The organism is Bradyrhizobium cosmicum (genome assembly GCF_007290395.2).
Classification (GTDB): Bacteria; Pseudomonadota; Alphaproteobacteria; order Rhizobiales; family Xanthobacteraceae; genus Bradyrhizobium; species Bradyrhizobium cosmicum.
In genome coordinates this window covers 5500109-5516887 of the sequence record NZ_CP041656.2, presented here as the reverse complement: position 1 = coordinate 5516887, position 16779 = coordinate 5500109, and the positions used below count along the sequence as shown (strand labels likewise).

General features: G+C 64.2%; 17 protein-coding genes. 6 read left to right on the top strand and 11 right to left on the bottom strand.

Going from position 1 to position 16779, the window contains the following annotated elements; translation table 11 throughout:
- Positions 1–126 precede the first annotated feature (126 nt).
- Positions 127–1317, top strand: a complete 1191-nt coding sequence (locus tag FNV92_RS26445) for a GAF domain-containing sensor histidine kinase (RefSeq protein ID WP_143843907.1) — start codon at positions 127–129, stop codon at positions 1315–1317.
- A gap of 35 nt (positions 1318–1352) precedes the next feature.
- Here the strand turns inward: FNV92_RS26445 and FNV92_RS26440 are convergent, their stop codons facing one another.
- The 3 genes from FNV92_RS26440 to FNV92_RS26430 all read right to left on the bottom strand — a co-directional run bounded on the left by FNV92_RS26440 (position 1353) and on the right by FNV92_RS26430 (position 3284).
- Positions 1353–1529: a hypothetical protein gene (locus FNV92_RS26440; protein ID WP_015687763.1), complete on the bottom strand. Its 177-nt coding sequence runs from the start codon at positions 1527–1529 to the stop codon at positions 1353–1355.
- A gap of 63 nt (positions 1530–1592) precedes the next feature.
- Complete coding sequence (locus FNV92_RS26435; RefSeq protein WP_143843908.1) at positions 1593–2867, bottom strand: MFS transporter; 1275 nt, start codon at positions 2865–2867, stop codon at positions 1593–1595.
- A gap of 138 nt (positions 2868–3005) precedes the next feature.
- On the bottom strand, positions 3006–3284 hold the full coding sequence (locus tag FNV92_RS26430; RefSeq protein ID WP_334266069.1) for a hypothetical protein: 279 nt from the start codon (positions 3282–3284) through the stop codon (positions 3006–3008).
- A gap of 350 nt (positions 3285–3634) precedes the next feature.
- On the opposite strand from FNV92_RS26430, the gene FNV92_RS26425 reads away from it, so the two are divergent.
- A complete protein-coding gene (locus FNV92_RS26425; RefSeq protein ID WP_143843910.1) occupies positions 3635–4846 on the top strand; it encodes an efflux RND transporter periplasmic adaptor subunit in 1212 nt (403 codons plus the stop codon).
- A 1-nt stretch (position 4847) separates the two neighbouring features.
- On the top strand, positions 4848–7997 hold the full coding sequence (locus tag FNV92_RS26420) for an efflux RND transporter permease subunit (RefSeq protein ID WP_143843911.1): 3150 nt from the start codon (positions 4848–4850) through the stop codon (positions 7995–7997).
- Between the two features lie 65 nt (positions 7998–8062).
- On the opposite strand, the gene FNV92_RS26415 is transcribed toward FNV92_RS26420, so the two are convergent.
- Both FNV92_RS26415 and FNV92_RS26410 read right to left on the bottom strand, forming a co-directional pair.
- The gene (locus FNV92_RS26415; RefSeq protein WP_143843912.1) at positions 8063–8326 is read right to left on the bottom strand and encodes an HGGxSTG domain-containing protein; all 264 of its coding nucleotides are present in this window, start codon (positions 8324–8326) and stop codon (positions 8063–8065) included.
- Entirely contained in the window at positions 8323–8922 is a 600-nt protein-coding gene (locus FNV92_RS26410) for a hypothetical protein (protein ID WP_143843913.1), read from the bottom strand. The genes FNV92_RS26415 and FNV92_RS26410 overlap by 4 nt, the downstream gene beginning before the upstream one ends.
- A gap of 134 nt (positions 8923–9056) precedes the next feature.
- Here FNV92_RS26410 and FNV92_RS26405 point away from each other — a divergent pair, with 134 nt between their 5' ends.
- On the top strand, positions 9057–9335 hold the full coding sequence (locus FNV92_RS26405; protein ID WP_168213556.1) for a hypothetical protein: 279 nt from the start codon (positions 9057–9059) through the stop codon (positions 9333–9335).
- Positions 9336–9375: 40 nt separating this feature from the next.
- Positions 9376–10359: a Bug family tripartite tricarboxylate transporter substrate binding protein gene (locus tag FNV92_RS26400; protein ID WP_143843914.1), complete on the top strand. Its 984-nt coding sequence runs from the start codon at positions 9376–9378 to the stop codon at positions 10357–10359.
- A gap of 33 nt (positions 10360–10392) precedes the next feature.
- Here the strand turns inward: FNV92_RS26400 and FNV92_RS26395 are convergent, their stop codons facing one another.
- From FNV92_RS26395 to FNV92_RS26385, 3 genes are all read right to left on the bottom strand, one after another.
- Positions 10393–10668, bottom strand: a complete 276-nt coding sequence (locus tag FNV92_RS26395) for a hypothetical protein (RefSeq protein ID WP_143843915.1) — start codon at positions 10666–10668, stop codon at positions 10393–10395.
- Between the two features lie 78 nt (positions 10669–10746).
- Positions 10747–11604 carry a VOC family protein gene (locus FNV92_RS26390; protein ID WP_143843916.1) on the bottom strand — a complete coding sequence of 286 codons (858 nt, stop codon included), beginning with the start codon at positions 11602–11604 and terminating at the stop codon, positions 10747–10749.
- Between the two features lie 158 nt (positions 11605–11762).
- Entirely contained in the window at positions 11763–12953 is a 1191-nt protein-coding gene (locus FNV92_RS26385; protein WP_143843917.1) for a urate hydroxylase PuuD, read from the bottom strand.
- A 234-nt stretch (positions 12954–13187) separates the two neighbouring features.
- On the opposite strand from FNV92_RS26385, the gene FNV92_RS26380 reads away from it, so the two are divergent.
- Positions 13188–14525, top strand: coding sequence for a PQQ-dependent sugar dehydrogenase (locus FNV92_RS26380; RefSeq protein WP_143843918.1), 1338 nt, complete (start codon positions 13188–13190; stop codon positions 14523–14525).
- A 51-nt stretch (positions 14526–14576) separates the two neighbouring features.
- Here FNV92_RS26380 and FNV92_RS26375 read toward each other — a convergent pair whose 3' ends face one another.
- From FNV92_RS26375 to FNV92_RS26365, 3 genes are read right to left on the bottom strand one after another with little or no spacing between them, the layout of a single operon-like run.
- Positions 14577–15377, bottom strand: a complete 801-nt coding sequence (locus FNV92_RS26375; protein WP_015687752.1) for an SDR family NAD(P)-dependent oxidoreductase — start codon at positions 15375–15377, stop codon at positions 14577–14579.
- Between the two features lies 1 nt (position 15378).
- Positions 15379–15933 carry a carboxymuconolactone decarboxylase family protein gene (locus FNV92_RS26370; RefSeq protein ID WP_015687751.1) on the bottom strand — a complete coding sequence of 185 codons (555 nt, stop codon included), beginning with the start codon at positions 15931–15933 and terminating at the stop codon, positions 15379–15381.
- Between the two features lie 13 nt (positions 15934–15946).
- The gene (locus tag FNV92_RS26365) at positions 15947–16759 is read right to left on the bottom strand and encodes an SDR family NAD(P)-dependent oxidoreductase (RefSeq protein WP_143843919.1); all 813 of its coding nucleotides are present in this window, start codon (positions 16757–16759) and stop codon (positions 15947–15949) included.
- Positions 16760–16779 lie beyond the last annotated feature (20 nt).

The following is a 16779-nucleotide window of genomic DNA, read 5'->3' as shown; positions in this document are numbered from 1 at the left end:
ATCTGCTGTGGACCCAAGTGATGAAGACCATGCTTGTTCCTTGGCCATTCAATCATGAGCACCGATTTGAGTTCGCCTGCGCGATTAAGGCATTGACCGCGCCCGGCTGGTGCGCAATGGAGCTTTATGGACCACGACTTCAAAGCCGATATCGACGCCATCGAAGCCATTGCGGCGGTCCCGACGATTCTCGCGGTCGTGTCTCAAGTCACGGGGCTGGGATTCTCGGCCGTGGCTCGCGTCACCGGGGATCGCTGGGTCTGTCTTGCGGTCAACGACCAGGTCGGGCTCGGCCTCGGCGCCGGCGGCGAGCTCAAGGTCGAAACGACGATCTGTCACGAGGTACACCAGGCCCGTGAGGCTGTTGTGATCGATCACGTCGCCCAGGATGCCTGCTACGCGGATCATCATACCCCGGCGATGTATGGTTTTCAGTCCTACATCTCGATGCCGATCTTCCTTGCCGACGGAAGCTTTTTCGGAACGCTCTGCGCCCTCGATCCGGAGCCGGCGAAGCTGAAAAATTCCGGCGTCATCGGCATGTTCCGGCTGTTCGCCGACCTGATTGGCGTTCATCTCGATGCCGCAAGACGGGTCGCGACGGCCGAGGCAAATCTGTTGGACGCCAAGGCGGCCGCAGAATTGCAGGAGCAGTTCATGGCGGTGCTTGGTCATGACCTGCGCAATCCGCTAGCCGCGATCGCGGCCGGCACGCGCCTCCTTGCAAGGATGCCGCTCGACGAAAAGGCGAAGTCTCTCATCGCCATGATGGAAACCAGCACCATTCGCATGTCTTCGCTGATCGAAGACGTCATCGATCTCGCGCGCAGTCGCCTCGGGGGTAGAATGTCGTTCGCACCGTCGATGGAGCCCCTGGAGCCCTTGCTCAAGCAGGTCGTCGACGAGATGCGCGCCACGCATCCCCAGCGGCGGATCGAAGCCGAGTTTGCCATCACAAAGCCGGTTTTCGCCGACCGCCAGCGGATTGCCCGCCTGCTTTCGAATCTTCTCGGCAACGCCATCAGCTACAGCGCGGCTGAGACCCCCGTATTTGTGCGCGCGCAAACCTATGGTAGCTTTTCTCTTTCGGTCATCAATCGGGGGCCGGCCATTCCCGCGGCCACGCTGGACAAGCTGTTCATGCCATATGTACGCGGGCAGGATACCGGGAACCAGCAAGGACTGGGTCTGGGGCTCTTCATCGTGTCGCAGATTGCCTCGGCCCACGGCGGCACCATCGACGTGACCTCGACGGACGATGAGACCCGCTTTACTTTTCAAATGCCGCTTTTGATCGACGCTCCCTCAGCCCCGTAGAGCTGCCGGTCCCTCACATTCGCCGCGCGGACGGCTTAATTCCGGCCGTCCGAGGGGGTCTTACCGGGCTGAGTGCTGCTCGGCGGGTCGGATGCCGGAAAGCTGTCCTTCAAACCCTTCTCAAGAGCGTCGTCGGCCTTGTCGACGCGGCGGTCCTTCCGGGCCGGGTCAGCGTGCTTGTCGGCAGGCGCAGGATCGAATTTTTCGGCCATTTGGCGCTCCTCGGTTGCACGCCAACGCAGGGGTCCCCACTGCGTTCCAGATCGGCCGCGCTTTCAAGCGCTCGAGGTGGACGACCCAATCGCCCGCGTCGGCGACGTGTAAGCCAGGAAGATCAGCACCCCGACGAAGAGCGCCGCAGCCATGAACAGCAGCACCGCCGGCAGTCCCGCGAACGCGGCCACCGCGCCCGTGGTCGACTGCATCAGTGCGGTGCCGAGAAAGAAGGCGAGGTTCACCGCGGCCAGCGCCTTGCCTGCGGTCTGCGCGTCGACCAGTTGACGGCACATGCCGAACAGCAGCGGCTGCGCCGAGGTCGCCAGGCCGATCAGCACGAACAGCACGAGATCGTATTGCGGCGGCATGACGGATACGCCGAACAGCCACGCAACCGCATAATGTGGTGCCCCAAGCGCCAGCAGCGCCACCAGCAGCGCCGCGATCGTGTGCGTGCCGGCCACCAGCTCGCGGCGGCGGCCGATTTTGCGGTCGATCACGCCCATGCACAGCGGGCCCGCGATCATCGCCAGCGTGTACGCGCCGAGCAAATTGCCGGCCTCGACGCGCGTCAGGCCCTTGACCTGCATCAGCCACGGCCCGCCCCACAGGCCCCGCAGCACCAGCGAGGTCGCAAGCGATACCAGCGCGAGCGCGATCAGCCCGCGCAGCGGCCGTGACAGGCCGAGCCTGAGCACCTCGATCATCTGCGACAGCGGCGAAGACTCGTCCTTGTGATCAGCCTGCTGGTTCGGCACCAGCGCGAACACCGCGAGCGCGACAGCGACGGCACCGAGCGCGGCGATCCAGAATCCGGCGCGCCAGCCGTAATGATCGACCACGAAGGCGAGCGGGCTCGACGACAGCAGCATGCCGATATTGCCGATCGAAAGGATCGCGCCCGACCACAGCCCGAACCGCGCCGCCGACAATTGCTTGGCCGCCAGCGTCATCGGGCACATCAGCATGCCCGAGGTGGCGATGCCCAGCAGCAATTGTCCGATCGCAAAGCTCTCGGGGCCCGTCGCAAAGCCCGACGCGATGGCGCCAACCACGGTTCCCGCGAGCAGGCTCAGCGACACCGGCCGCACGCCAAAGCGATCCATCGCCGCGCCAACCGGAATCTGCGACGCCGCAAAGGCGAAATGGTAGACCGAGGTCAGGCTCGCCAGCGCCTGCGGCTCGAGCTTAAAATCCGCCGCCATCAGGTCGAGGCTCAGTGCCGGGATGGTGCGCAGCAAGGTCGACAGCATGTGCCCGCAGGCCAGCGCAACCAGCGCAAAGATCAGCGCGCGGGTGCCATCTCCCGCGTCTTCATTGGCGACCGCACTCATCAGCGTTCCGTCCCAGCAAGGGTTTTGGCCGGGTTACACGATCGGGGCAGGCCTGCCAATGGGGAAGGACAGGTCCGTTGCGCGATGGTTTGCGTCTTGCGGTCCGTCGTTGATGTTGTCGTCGATGACGAGCGTCATTCAATGGCCGCCGCACTCTGATTTATCGAAACACAAATTCGATTGCTCGAGCCTGGAAAAATCCTCCGTCGCAACAAAGACGAGAAGCCCGAGCAGAATCATCGCCGCGATGTTCGAGCGCATGCGGTGGCCGTTGCCGGCAACGGGACGATCCCGTTCGAACTTCGAGAGGTCGAGCATGCGCAGGATGTTGTCAGACCCGATATCGACGATGGGACCTCTCGATCGCGTTCGAAATGGTACGACGCTTCGCCGGTGGTTCGATTGATCAGCTTTCATCTTGCGCCTCGTCCCATCAAGCAGCGCTGTTGATTTTTCAACATAAGGCCTGCGCTGGGACGGACGTTCCTCAAAATCCCGATCGTCGATGCAATTCGGCGTGATGCCGCGGCGGTCGTTCGCGTCTCTTCATCTTGTTTCTGCCTGTTTCTGTCGTTCCCGCGTCGATCGTATTCGATTTGAGTTGCCGTGATCCGTAGGAGAGCGAACATGAAAAAAATGATAGATTCTCGCACGTAATCGTCATTTTGACCCCCGTGTCTTGTCCGCGATACTTCCTATCTGGACGGCAGTTCACTGCAATCAGTCAGTTCACTGAAGCAGGCTCAGACAGTTAGAGGGCTATCGATTTGACACGGCGACCGAAGCTTGGCGTTGCGCTGTTTGGGATCCTTGCGATAGCCGCTGTCGCCTTTGGTCTCTGGTATGAGCTCATCGGCGGCGTGAAGCCCGTCGAGGCGGCCGCGCAAAGTGCTTCCAGCCAGGCTGCGGCAAAAATCCCCGTGACCTCGTTCGTGGTGAAGAAGGCCGACTTCCCCGTACACACCTACGGTCTCGGAGTCGTCTCACCGTTCAAGACCGTCACGGTCAAGAGTCGTGTCGACGGGCAAATCACCAAGGTGTTCTTCAAGCAGGGCCAGATGGTGAAGGAGGGCGATCCGCTTCTGGAGATCGACCAACGCCCTTTTACCGCAGCGCTCGAGCAAGCGGTGGCGAAGAAGGCCCAGGACGAGGCCAACCTGAAGAACGACCAGTTGAACCTGGAGCGATTTCAGAAGCTCGCCAAGCAGCAGTTCGAGACGCAGCAAAACCTCGATGCCCAGCAGGCGCTGGTCGATCAGATGACCGCACAGGTGAAGGGCGATCAGGCCGCCATCGACAACGCGCAGACCAATCTCGGTTACACCTCGATCAAGGCGCCGATCTCGGGACGAACCGGTTTTCGCCTGGTTGACCCCGGCAATATCGTCCATGCCGCCGATACGACCGGGATCGTCACCATCGCCCAGTTGCAGCCGATCGCGGTGCAGTACACCGAACCGGAAGAGCAATTGCAGGCCATCGACAAGGCCTATGATTCCGGCGAGGTGCCCGTGGAGGCGCTGACCTCGGACGGAACCAGAACGCTGTCGCGCGGCCGGCTTGCGATCATGGACAATTCGGTGAGCCAGGCCACCGGCACCATCAGCCTGAAAGCGCGCTTCGACAACAAGGACAATGCGCTGTGGCCCGGGCTCTCCGTCACCACGCGGATGCTGATCGACACGCGCAAGGACGTCATTGTCGTGCCGCAGGATGGCGTGCAGCACGGGCCGGCGGGTCTGTTTGCCTATGTGATCGGCGCGAACGGCAAGGTCAGCGCGAAGCCGATCAAGGTCAGCCAGAGCGGCGATGCCAATGCCGTGGTCTCCGAAGGTCTGAACGTCGGAGACAAGATCGTTGTGGCCGGCCAGTCGCGCCTGTTCGACGGCGCGCTTGTCGACGACAAGCCGCAGGTCGCAGCAGCCGCGCCGCCGACAACTACGAGCGCGTCCCAAGCCAAAATCGGACCGGCGGACTGACATGGCCGGCGGCATCTCGGCTCCCTTCATTCGCCTTCCCATCGCGACGTCGCTGCTGATGGTCGGCATCGTCTTCATCGGGATCATCGCCTATCCGCAATTGCCGGTGGCGCCGTTGCCGGAGGTGGACTTCCCCACCATCCAGGTCTCCGCCAGCCTTCCGGGCGCCGACCCCGAGACGATGGCGTCCTCGGTGGCGCAGCCGCTCGAATCGCAGTTCGCGTTGATCCCGGGCGTCTCCGAGATGACGTCGCAGAGCCAGACCAGTTCGACCCAGATCGTGCTGCAGTTCGACCTGTCGCGCAGCATCGACGGTGCGGGATCCGACGTGCTTGCGGCCATCAACGCCGCGAGCGGGCAACTGCCCAAGACCATGCCGACCCCGCCGACCTACAGAAAGGTCAATCCGGCCGACTCGCCCATTCTCACGCTCGGCGCCACGTCCACGACACTGCCGATGACGCAGGTGTCCGACGAGACCTACACCAAGCTCGCGCAGGCGATCAGCCACATCAGCGGCGTCGGCCAGGTCAGCGTCGGCGGCCAGCAGGCGCCCTCGATCCGTGTCCAGATCGATCCCGCCAAGCTGGTTGCCAAGGGGCTGTCGCTGGAGGACGTGCGCACGCCGCTCTCGGTGATCACGGTCAATAATCCCAAGGGCACTCTCAACGGCGACACCCGCACCTACACCGTCTATGCCAACGACCAGTTCACCAAGGCGGACGCCTGGAACGACATCGTCATCGCTTATCGCAACGGCAGCCCGATCCGTGTCGGCGACATCGGCCATGCCGTGAGCGCGCCGCTGGACAACACCCAGTACGGCTGGGTCGACGGCAAGCCCGGCGTGTTCCTGGTCATCTTCAAGCAGCCCGGTGCCAACGTCATCAACACCGTCGACAGCGTCATGAAGCAGCTGCCGCATCTGCAGGCGGGCATTTCGCCGGCCATCAAGATCTCCGTGTTGTCGGACCGCACGCAGACGATCCGTGCGGCGGTGAAGGACGTGCAGTTCACGCTGCTGCTGACCATCGGCCTCGTCGTGATGGTGATCTTCGTCTTCCTGCGCAGCGTCTGGGCCACCATCATCCCGTCGATCACGGTACCGCTCGCCTTGCTCGGCGCCTGCGCGCTGATGTGGATGGCCGGCTACAGCCTGGACAATCTGTCGCTGATGGCCCTCACCATTGCGGTCGGCTTCGTCGTCGACGATGCCATCGTGATGCTGGAGAACATCACCCGCTATATCGAGGAAGGCGAGACACCGATGGCCGCCGCGATCAAGGGCGCCGGTGAAATTGGCTTCACGATCATCTCGATCTCAGTCTCGCTGATCGCGGTGCTGATCCCGCTCTTGCTGATGAGCGGCATCATCGGCCGCCTGTTCCGCGAATTCGCGGTGACGCTGGCGATGACGATCGTCGTCTCCGCCTTCGTGTCGCTGACGTTGACGCCGATGATGGCCTCGCGCTTCCTCAAATCGCACGATGAGGAGCATCATGGCCGGCTCTACATGCTCAGCGAGCGGATGTTCCAGGGCCTCGTGAACGGCTATGCCCGCGGCCTCGACCTCGTGCTGCGCTTCCGCTTCGCCACCTTGATGGTGTTCTTCGCCACGATCGCGCTGACGGTCTATCTGTTCGTGATCATCCCCAAGGGCTTCTTCCCGCAGCAGGATACCGGGTTGATCACCGGCATCGTCGAGACCTCGCAGGACGTGTCGATCGCGGATATGGCGAGGCACATGCAGGCGATCGGCGAGATCGTCCGTCAAGATCCGGCGATCGATCATGTCGCCATGCGCATGGGCGGCAGCGGCAATACGCTCAACGACGGCACGATGTACATCACGTTGAAGCCGCGCGATGACCGCACTGCCTCGGCCGACCAGGTCATCCGCCGCTTGCAGGTGCAGACGGCGAAGGTTCAGGGCGCGCGACTCTACCTCCAATCGGCGCAGGACGTGCGCGTCGGCGGCCGTGCCTCCCGGACGCAGTTCCAGTTCACCTTGCAGTCGACCGACATCGACCAGCTCAACACCTGGGCGCCCAAACTGCTCGACAAGATGAAGGCGATGCCCGAGCTGCGCGACGTCGCATCCGACCAGCAAACATCAGGCACCACGCTGACGCTGTCGATTGACCGCAATCAGGCGGCGCGTTTCGGCATCACCCCCGACGTCATCGACGCGACGCTTTACGACGCGTTCGGCCAGCGGGAAATCGCGACCTATTCGACGCAGCTATCCACCTACTATGTTGTGCTCGAGGTGCTGCCCTCGCTGCAGAAGAATCCGTCCACGCTGCAGCAGATCTACTTGCATTCGCCGACGACGGGCGGTGAGGTGCCGCTGTCGGCCTTCACCAAATGGACCACGGCGCCGGTCCGTCCGCTCGCCATCAATCACCAGGGCCAGTTTCCGGCGGTCACGATCTCCTTCAACCTCGCGCCCAACGTCGCGCTCGGCCAGGCGACGCAGGCGATCGACGCGATGGAGCGGCAGATGAACGTGCCGGCGACCATCACCTCCACCTTCGCGGGAACGGCACAGGCGTTCCAGCAGTCGCTGTCCTCCGTGCCCCTGCTGATCGTGGCGGCGCTGATCGTGGTCTATCTCATTCTCGGCGTGCTCTATGAGAGCTACATTCATCCGCTGACGATCCTGTCGACCCTGCCGTCGGCCGGTGTCGGCGCGCTGGCGACGCTGCTGCTCTTTCATATCGAGTTCAGCCTGATCGGTCTCATCGGCCTCGTCTTGCTGATCGGCATCGTCAAGAAGAACGGCATCATGCTGGTCGACTTCGCGATCGTGGCGGAGCGGGACCAGGGCCTGGCGCCGGTCGAGGCTATCAGGCGGGCCTGCCTGCTGCGCTTCCGTCCCATCCTGATGACCACGATGGCAGCCGTGCTCGGCGGCGTGCCGCTGATGCTCGGCCATGGCACCGGCTCGGAGTTGCGCCAGCCGCTCGGCTACGCCATGGTCGGCGGCCTACTGGTCAGCCAGGTCCTGACGCTCTTCACCACGCCGGTGGTCTATCTCTATCTCGACCGCGTTTCGCAATGGTTCGGGCCGAAGCGGCACGACGCCGGCGATCTGGAAATCGTTGACGAGACAGGCCGGGCAAAATCCAAGGTCCTTGCAGCGGAGTGACCGTTCGGAATGGGGCCGGGGTCGCCCGGCTCCATTTCGTTCAGCAACCTCTGCATGTCGCCGATCTACTTCAGTTCCAGCAGCAGGCGTTCGGCTCGATCCAGCAACGCATGGATGTGCCTCCGTTCGTCGACCGCCTCGCTGGTGAAGAAGCCGTGCTTGAGCGCATTCCGGTTTCCGAATGGTGCTCCGGATCCCGCTGTTCCGCCATGCATGCGGCAGCGCGTCTTGCCAAGCAACGCCGGCGCACGGCAGTGGCCGCTGCTGCGTGTTCGCGCGCCGCAGCGCGGACTCGCTTGCATCGGGCCGGTGTTGCGGGCGTGGCTCATGCGGTGATGGCCTCCGCATCCGCCAGGCCGGGCTGCGCGGCGACCAGGCTCGCATGCTGCGTGAAATTGCCGACGACGGCCCGGCCACCATCTTGCACCGACAAATTCTGCACCGTGATCGCACACGCGCCGTTGCTGCGATGACGGTTCAGGGCTTCCATCTGGGCTGCGAAGGTGCGGGCCAGCCTGGTCTGTGCGCGCGTGAGGCTCTCCTGCTGCTGCACGTCGTCGGTGCAGGCGAGGCGACAGGCGCAGCGCATCGCCGCGACGTGGATGCTCACCATCTGCGCCGCCAGCATGGACTCGAGCGAGTCCTTCGGCGCGATGCTCTTCAGCGTCGAGACCATGAAGGCGAGATTGCCCTGGTCCGGCTTCCGCGCAACTGCGCTGGCTTTCGTCAACTGGCTCAGCAGTCCATGCAGCGCGTCGCGGTCGACCGCGCCCAAAGCCTCGGCCAGCAGCAGTTCGCCGGCTCGCGGATCCGGATGCTCGATCACGATGCGCCTGCGGCGGAGCTTGACCTTTGGGCTTGCGACAAGAGTCGCGCGATCTGCTGTGGTGATGGCCGTGTCGCCATGTGTCGGTAATGTCGTCATGCGATGTGTCCTTTGCCGGCGCAGGCGCGCGAAGCCTCGCGGCGAGCGAAGCCAATCGTGCGCCTGCTGCCGCAGCGGTTGCGATTTTTCGGATGTCGGTGAGGGGCTGACGCGCGCAGCCGGGTCGAGGCCCCTTGACCGGGACGGCATCCACACCGGCGATTGTCGCGATGATGCCATTCTGCTCCTGTTTTGCCCGACGTGTCAATGGATTTTCGGGATACACGAAGTCGCTGCCGCGCAACTCATTGTTTCGACTGGCCTCGGCTACTGTGCATGGGGTTGTTTTCGCGCTTTGTCTGGATACCGGCGCTCGCGTGCCGCGCGACGGAATGCCGGCCACTCCGCAGCCGGAAATGCGATTGCCAAAATCGGCGCGGTCGCTATTCATGATCGGCGAACGCGCCGCATAACAACAAGCACGGGCGGCGCGGAGGTCTGGGGAGAGAACCAATGCAACGAACGGTCCGCCTGCTGGCAGTCATCGCAGGATTATGCGCTTGTGCGCCGTCGACCGAGGCCTTGGCGCAAAAATATCCGACGCGGCCGGTGAAGATCATGGTCGGCTTCAGCGCGGGCGGTCCGGTCGATGTCGTCGCGCGTATCGTCGCCGACCGCTTGAGCAACAAGCTCGGGCAGCCCTTCGTGGTCGAGAACCGCGCCGGCGCCAACGGCATGATCGCGGCTGAGGGCGTGGCGCGTGCGGATGCGGACGGCTACACCATCCTCGCCTGCAACTCGTCCACCATCACGCTCAACAAGACGTTGTTCAAGGAGGCCCGCTACGATCCGATAAGTGATTTCGCGCCGCTGACCACCGTCGTGTCGGCGCCGCTGGTCCTCGTGGTCAACCCCGAGAATCCCAAGACCGCCGACATCAAGACCGTGGCCGATCTGGTTGCCGCGGCCAAGGCCAGGCCGGGCGAGCTCGCCTACGGCTCCGGCGGCAACGGCAACCTCGCCCATCTCGCCATGGAGCTGCTCAGCCAGAAGGCCGGTATCAAGCTGATCCACGTGCCCTATCGCGGTGGGGCCGCATCCGAGGTCGGCATCCTCGCGCAGGAGGCGCTGGCGGTGTTCGATCCGCTCTCCGCCGTGCCGCTGGTGAAGGCCGGCAAGCTGCGCGCGCTCGCGGTGTCCTCCGCCGAGCGGCTGCCGTCGCTGCCTGACGTGCCGACCGTCGCGGAGGCCGGTTATCCCGGCTTCGACCTGTCGTTCTGGGTCGGCTTCTTCATGCCGAAGGCGACGCCAGCGCCGATCTTGGAGACGTTGCATCGAGAGATCGTCGCCGCCGCCAAGGACCCGACGATGCAGGAGCGGCTGGAGACGCAAGGCGTCGTGAGCGTGCTCAGCCCAGCCGAGTACGCCGCCAAGATCGCAAAGGAGACCAGGGAGCTTGCCGAGGTGGTGACGGCCGCGAACATCAAGGCGGAGTAGGTCGGCAGCGCCGTCACGACAGGCGGACGGCGCTTACGCCTTGGGGAAATCCTTGCGCATCGCGATCTCGGCGGCATCGCCGGGCGACAGCACGGTCTGCTCGAAAGCCGGCTGCGGTCTCGTCATGATGTCGTAGAGCGAGATGCCCTTGATTGGCTTGTCCATGAGCTCGCGCACGCAGTCGGCGAGCGTGCCGTTGTAGACGAGATAGGGCGGACCCCGGTCCTTCTGTCTCTCGCCCTTCAGCGACGGCCACTTCTTCAGTTCGGCCGGCGCGTCATAGGCGATCGGAGATCCCTCTTTGAACATGTGCTTGATCCCGGACGGCTAGGATTGCCGGGAATCCTAGGGCCGCCGGGTAAACACACGTTAAAGAATTAGTTAGAATCAGCCGGCAACGAAGGCGAGCAGGGTGCCGTTGGCCTTGGCCGGCGGCACGCAGATCGCTGCGCCGCTGCGCACGGCAGCCGAGCCCAGCGCCTTTTCGGTCGCGGCGAGATCGCCGCTCACCAGCACCAGCGCCGCGCCGCCGCGCTCGGAGAGGCCTGCGAGCGGAACGCCGGGATAGCGTTTGCCGAGCTGATCCAGCGTCAGATAGACGAAGTCGGCACGGTCGCCGCCGGAGGGCACCGTGACCGCGCCGTCGGCCTCGTTCTTCGGCTCGCGGTCGATCAGCCGGCCGAGATGGGCGGCTTCGTTCGCAGGCTCCGGCGTTGCGATCAGCGCCTGCCTGATCCGCTTCGCCGCATTGGCGTGCGTCATCAGCTCCGGGATCCACACGGTGTCGCGGGTCTTGTGCTGGCAGGCGAAGATGCGCACGCCGCCGGGCGCCTCCGCGGTCGGCCACATGAAGGTGCGGAACTTGGCTGCCGACACCGTGCCGTCAGGCAGCGTGACGGGACGTTCGAAATCGGTTGGGCCGATCGGTATCAGGCCGCGCGCGCGAATCTCTTCGGCGCCGGCAGCGGAATCCACCGCGGTGAAGGCGATGCGCTCGATGCCTTCGCCGCGCTTGTCGAGGAAGGCGCGCGCCGGCGCATTGTGCTCGGTCGCAGCCAGCACGCCGAGCAGCTCCATATAGTCGGGGTCGAACATGATGGTGTAGTTGCCGGTGCCCATATGCGCGCTGTGGGCGCCGCGCGGCGAGATGGTGAAGCCGAGCTGGCGATAATTCTCGGCGGCCTTGTCGAGGTCCTGAACCATGACCACGGCGTGGTCGATACCGATGATGTTCTTGAGGGCCACTGTGATTTCCCCGGATGCAAACTGACTTGTAGAGACTGACTTGGCCCGCGTTGGCGGACGCTGCCCCTGTCTACGCCGGATAGGCGGTCAAGTCATTTTCAAATCGGCGGGAGATGCGGATTTCATTCCGCGAAACTCAGCATCGTCGCGTCAAGGCGTCAGCGCGCCTGCTCGATATAGGCGGCGAGGATGGCGCGCTCCTCGCTGGTCATCTCGGTGATGTTGCCGGGTGGCATGGCGGTCGACCAGGCCGCGACGCGGCCGATCAGGCGGATGTTGCGATGGATATGTTCGGGGGCATCGAGCAGAATGCCCTTCGGCGCGGTCACGATGCCGGCCCACACCGGCTCGGTCGCGTGGCACATGCTGCAGCGGGACATTACGATGTCCTCGACATTGGCGGCCGTGACCGGCGCCGACAGCGCGCCTGTCTTCACCTCGCGCGGGCCGGCGGCGGAAAGGAAAAGGATCGCGAGCGCGCCGGCCGAGGCGACGCCCCACACCCACCACGGCGATTTGCGCCCGGCATGGCGCTCGTTGAAGAAGTGGCGGATCACAGGGCCGAGCGCCAGGATGATCGCGACGATGATCCAGTTGAATCGGGTGGCGTAGAGCAGGGGATAATGGTTGCTGATCATCAGCACGACGACGGGGAGCGTCAAGTAGTTGTTGTGGACCGAGCGCTCCTTGCTGGTCTTGCCGAGTTTCGGATCGGGTGCCCGTCCCGCGATCAGGGCCGCCACGATCTTCTTCTGGTTCGGGATGATCACCGCGAAGACGTTGGCGACCATAATGGTGCCGATGATCGCTGCGATCTGGTTGAAGGCGCCGCGACCGCTCAGCACATGGGTGAAGGCGTAGGTCAACGCGACCAGGAACAGATAGCCGCCGATGGCAAAGGGCAGCTCGCGCTGCGCGAGCCCGGTGCGACATGCGGCCTCGTAGAGCAACCACGCCAGCGCGAGGCTGCAGAAGCTGAACAGCCCGGCCTGGAATGGCGTGAGGTCGAGGATCGACTTATCGACCAGGAACAGATCGGCCTCGAGATAGTAGACCACCACCATCAGCGCGAAGCCGGACAGCCAGGTGGTGTAGGCCTCCCATTTGAACCAGGTCAGTTCGTCCGGCATCTGGGTGGGCGCGACCAGATATTTCATGATCCGGTAGAAGCCGCCGCCATGGACCTGCCAGGCCTCCCCCTGCACGCCATCAGGCAGGTCGGACTTCGGCTTCAGGCTGAGGTCGAGGGCGATGAAATAGAAGGAACTGCCGATCCAGGCGATCGCCGCCACCACGTGCAGCCAGCGGAGCAGCAGGCTCGCCCATTCCGATATGATGGATCCCCACATGATCACCCCATCAATGCGGCACCGATGCCGCAGCCTTGATGACCGCAACCGGCGGCCGTGCCCTTGCAATCTGTCGCACCGATCAGCCGTATTTTCCAGTACGATGGGCCGCGGCCCATGCACATCGTGCGGGCATGAGCTGACGTGGGATTCGGCAGGCATTTTGCCTGTTGTAGAACGTTTGTGGTCAATCGACGTTGACGCTTGAGACGTGCAGGACGGGAGGAAGACGACGTGAAAAGCAGGATTTCGTCCGTGCTGATAGCCGTGGGATTGCTGATGGAGGCTGCGACATTTGCGCAGGCCGAGCCGGTGCTGCAAGGCAAGGACGCCTATGGCGATTGGCAGACCGACAAGCCCGGCACCGTCAGGTTGATCCGGCCGGAGGATCTCATCAGGCCCGGCGCCACGCGGTCGGTCGCGAGCTCCTCGCGCGTGGTGCCGCGTCCGCCGCAGGCCGCGCTCCAGGTGCCGGTAGGTTTCAAGATCGAGCTGTTCGCCGAAGGGCTGCGCGCGCCGCGCATCGTGCGCGTTGCACCGAACGGCGATGTCTTCGTCGCGGAAACGCGCGCCGGCAGCATCCGTGTGCTTCGCGCGGGCGGGGACGGCAAAGTTGCGACCGATGAAGTCTTCGCCAGCGGACTGAGGCAACCTTTCGGCATCGCCTTCTTCCCGAACGGCAACAATCCGCAATGGGTCTATGTCGCCAACACCGACAGCGTCGTCCGCTTTCCTTATCAGGCCGGCGATCTGCACGCCCGCGGCAAGGCCGAGACGATCGTCGCAAGCCTGCCGCATGACGGCGGCCATTCCACCCGCGACATCGTCTTTACGCCGGACAACAAGCGCATGCTGATCTCCGTCGGCTCGCTCAGCAACGTCGCAGAAGGCATGGGCACGCCGCCGGGCGGTCTGGAAGCCTGGTCGAAGGCGCAGCCGCTTGGCGCGGCCTGGGCGAGCGAGACCGAACGCGCCACCGTTCTGGCCTTCAACCCGGATGGCAAGGAGCGGAAGATCTACGCCACCGGCATCCGCAATTGCGTCGGCCTCGCGATGCAGCCGCAGACCGGGCTGCCCTGGTGCTCGACCAACGAGCGCGACGGTCTCGGCGACGATCTCGTGCCCGATTACGTGACCAGCGTGAAGGAGGGCGCGTTCTATGGCTGGCCGTGGTTCTACATCGGTGGCAATGAAGACCCGCGCCATGCCGGCGCGCGGCCGGACCTCAAGGACAAGGTGACGGTGCCTGATGTGCTGGTGCAGCCGCACTCGGCGTCGCTCGGCATGACCTTCTACCAGGGCACGCAGTTTCCATCCGAATACCAGGGCGATGCCTTCGCCGCCGAGCACGGCTCCTGGAACCGCTCGAAGCGCACCGGCTACAAGCTGATCCGCATCCGGATGAAGGACGGCAAGCCGACGGGGGAGTACGAGGATTTCGTCACGGGGTTCGTAATGAACGACACGGAAGTGTGGGGCCGGCCGGTGGGCGTCGCGGTGGCGAAGGATGGAGCGCTGCTGATCTCGGAGGATGGCAATGGCACGATCTGGCGGGTGACAAGCGGTCGCTGAGCGGGCCGTCTTCCGCCTCTCCCCGCAAGCGGGGAGAGGCGGAAGAAAGAACTACCCCCGCCTCACGCTCGCCCCGCCATCCACCGGCAGCGTTACGCCCGTGATGAAGTTCGCCTCGTCCGACGCCAGGAACAGCGCGGCGTTGGCCACGTCCCACCCTGTCCCCATCTTCTTCCGCAGCGGTACCTTGCTGTCGCGTTCGGCTTCGACTTCGGCGCGGGTCTTGTGCCATTCGCGGGCGCGGGTATCGACCGCCATCGGGGTGTTCATCAGGCCGGGCAGGATGACGTTGGCGCGGATGCCGTATTCGGCGTTCTGGTAGGCGAGTTGCTCGGTAAAGGCGATCATCGCCGACTTCGTCGCCTTGTAGGCGACGTAAGGGTAGGTGGTGATCGCCGCCATCGAGGAGATGTTGATGATGGCGCCGCTGGTCTGCGCGCGCATGATCGGGATCACTTCCTTCGCGGCAAGAATGCAGCTCTTCAGATTGATGGCGACAACCCGGTCGAACGCCTCTTCGGTAATCTGCAGCAGCTCGGCGTCGCCGCCGGACAGGCTGACGCCGACATTGTTGTGCAGCACGTCGATACGGCCCCAGCGCACCTGCGCTTCCGCCACCATTGCCTTGATGTCTGCGGATTTCGTGACGTCGGCCCTGAAGGCCACGGCGGTGCCTTGCTTGGCCGCGATCATGGCCGCGGTCTCCTGCGCGGATTCCAGATGATGGTCGACGCACAGCACCTTGGCGCCCTCGCGCGCGAAGGTGAGCGCGGTGGCGCGGCCATTGCCCATGCCTTCGCCGGGGCTCTGGCCGGCGCCGACGACGATCGCAATCTTGTCCTTCAAGCGCATCTCAGTTCACTCCCGGGATCGGGTACTGCTCGAGTACCTCTTTGTAATAGGGCTCGTTGTCGATCTTCATGGTGGCGAGCACGCGTACCACGCCGCAATAGAAGGCGATGGTCAGGACCAGGTCGACCATCTGCTCGTCGCAGAGGTGCTGCCTGATCTCGGCGAAGGTCGCATCCGACATCGCCAGTTCCCGCACCATCTCGCGGGCGCCTTTCAGGATCGCCTTCGCCAGCGGTTCCAGCTTAGAGGGCTTGCCGTCGGTCTCCGCCATCAGGCCGGCGATGTCCTCGTCGGTGACGCCGAACTCCTTGCCGATCTTCACGTGATGCGTGAATTCGTATTCCGACTTCTCCATCCAGCCGACCTGGAGGATCGCAAGCTCGCGCAGGCGCGGGTCGAGCTTGCTCTTGAAGCGGATGTAGCCGCCGATGCCATTGAAGGCGCGCGCCATCTCCGGCGAGTTGACCAGCAGCTTGTGCAGATTGGTGTTGCGCTTGAGCATGTCGCGATATTCGGGCGCGACCTGGTCGGCCTCGAGATAAGGCAGGCGGGCCATTGGTGTGTTTCCTCTAGTGTTCTTGTGACTCGCGTTCGGGGGCTTGCAGCGTGACGCCGCCGTCCACCACCAGCACCTGGCCGGTGATGTAGCGGGCAAAGTTGCTGAGCAGGAATTTGATGGCGTGGCCGACGTCCCAGCCGGTGCCTTCGGTCTTGAGAACGGACGCCCTGGCCCGTTGTGCGCGAGCCTGCTCGCTCATGCCGCGGGCATAGACCATCGGCGTGTAAATCGGTCCCGGGCAGATGCAGTTGACGCGGATATTGTCGCGGCCGTGATCGACCGCCATCGCGCGGGTCAGACCGATGATCGCGGCCTTCGAGGTCGTGTAGGTCGTGAGCCCGCGCGGCCGCAGTGCCGAGATCGAGGAGATGTTGACGATGGCGCCACCCTTCGCCGTTCTGATCATCGCGGGGATCGCGTGCTTCGAGAGCAGGAACATGGTCTCGACATTGACCTGCATGACGCGGCGATATTGCTCGGGCGCCTCGTCGACCACGCTGCCGCGGCTGCCGATGCCGACGTTGTTGTCGAGGAAATCCAGCCGGCCCCAGCGATCAAGCGCCCCTTCGACCAGCTTCTTGCAATCATCTTCGCTGGTGACGTCGCCACCATGGGCAGCGGCGGTGCCGCCTTCGGCTGTGATCATCTCCACGGTGCGTTCGGCGAGCTTGAGGTCGCGATCGGCCACCAGCACGTATGCGCCGGCGCGGGCCAGCAGAATTGCTGCAGCGCGGCCGTTGCCGATGCCATCGCCCGCGGCGCCGCCGCCGCTGATCAGCGCCACCTTGCCGGCGAGGCCGGCATCGTCCTCAGGGCCTCGCATGTCATTTCATCCCGCTGCTT

What these genes read in the sequence shown, in the direction of transcription:
- FNV92_RS26445 (WP_143843907.1), top strand. Translation starts at nt 127, where the DNA reads ATGGACCACGACTTCAAAGCCGATATCGACGCCATCGAAGCCATTGCG.
- FNV92_RS26440 (WP_015687763.1), bottom strand. Translation starts at nt 1,529, where the DNA reads ATGGCCGAAAAATTCGATCCTGCGCCTGCCGACAAGCACGCTGACCCG.
- FNV92_RS26435 (WP_143843908.1), bottom strand. Translation starts at nt 2,867, where the DNA reads ATGAGTGCGGTCGCCAATGAAGACGCGGGAGATGGCACCCGCGCGCTG.
- FNV92_RS26430 (WP_334266069.1), bottom strand. Translation starts at nt 3,284, where the DNA reads ATGAAAGCTGATCAATCGAACCACCGGCGAAGCGTCGTACCATTTCGA.
- FNV92_RS26420 (WP_143843911.1), top strand. Translation starts at nt 4,848, where the DNA reads ATGGCCGGCGGCATCTCGGCTCCCTTCATTCGCCTTCCCATCGCGACG.
- FNV92_RS26415 (WP_143843912.1), bottom strand. Translation starts at nt 8,326, where the DNA reads ATGAGCCACGCCCGCAACACCGGCCCGATGCAAGCGAGTCCGCGCTGC.
- FNV92_RS26410 (WP_143843913.1), bottom strand. Translation starts at nt 8,922, where the DNA reads ATGACGACATTACCGACACATGGCGACACGGCCATCACCACAGCAGAT.
- FNV92_RS26400 (WP_143843914.1), top strand. Translation starts at nt 9,376, where the DNA reads ATGCAACGAACGGTCCGCCTGCTGGCAGTCATCGCAGGATTATGCGCT.
- FNV92_RS26395 (WP_143843915.1), bottom strand. Translation starts at nt 10,668, where the DNA reads ATGTTCAAAGAGGGATCTCCGATCGCCTATGACGCGCCGGCCGAACTG.
- FNV92_RS26385 (WP_143843917.1), bottom strand. Translation starts at nt 12,953, where the DNA reads ATGTGGGGATCCATCATATCGGAATGGGCGAGCCTGCTGCTCCGCTGG.
- FNV92_RS26375 (WP_015687752.1), bottom strand. Translation starts at nt 15,377, where the DNA reads ATGCGCTTGAAGGACAAGATTGCGATCGTCGTCGGCGCCGGCCAGAGC.
- FNV92_RS26370 (WP_015687751.1), bottom strand. Translation starts at nt 15,933, where the DNA reads ATGGCCCGCCTGCCTTATCTCGAGGCCGACCAGGTCGCGCCCGAATAT.
- FNV92_RS26365 (WP_143843919.1), bottom strand. Translation starts at nt 16,759, where the DNA reads ATGCGAGGCCCTGAGGACGATGCCGGCCTCGCCGGCAAGGTGGCGCTG.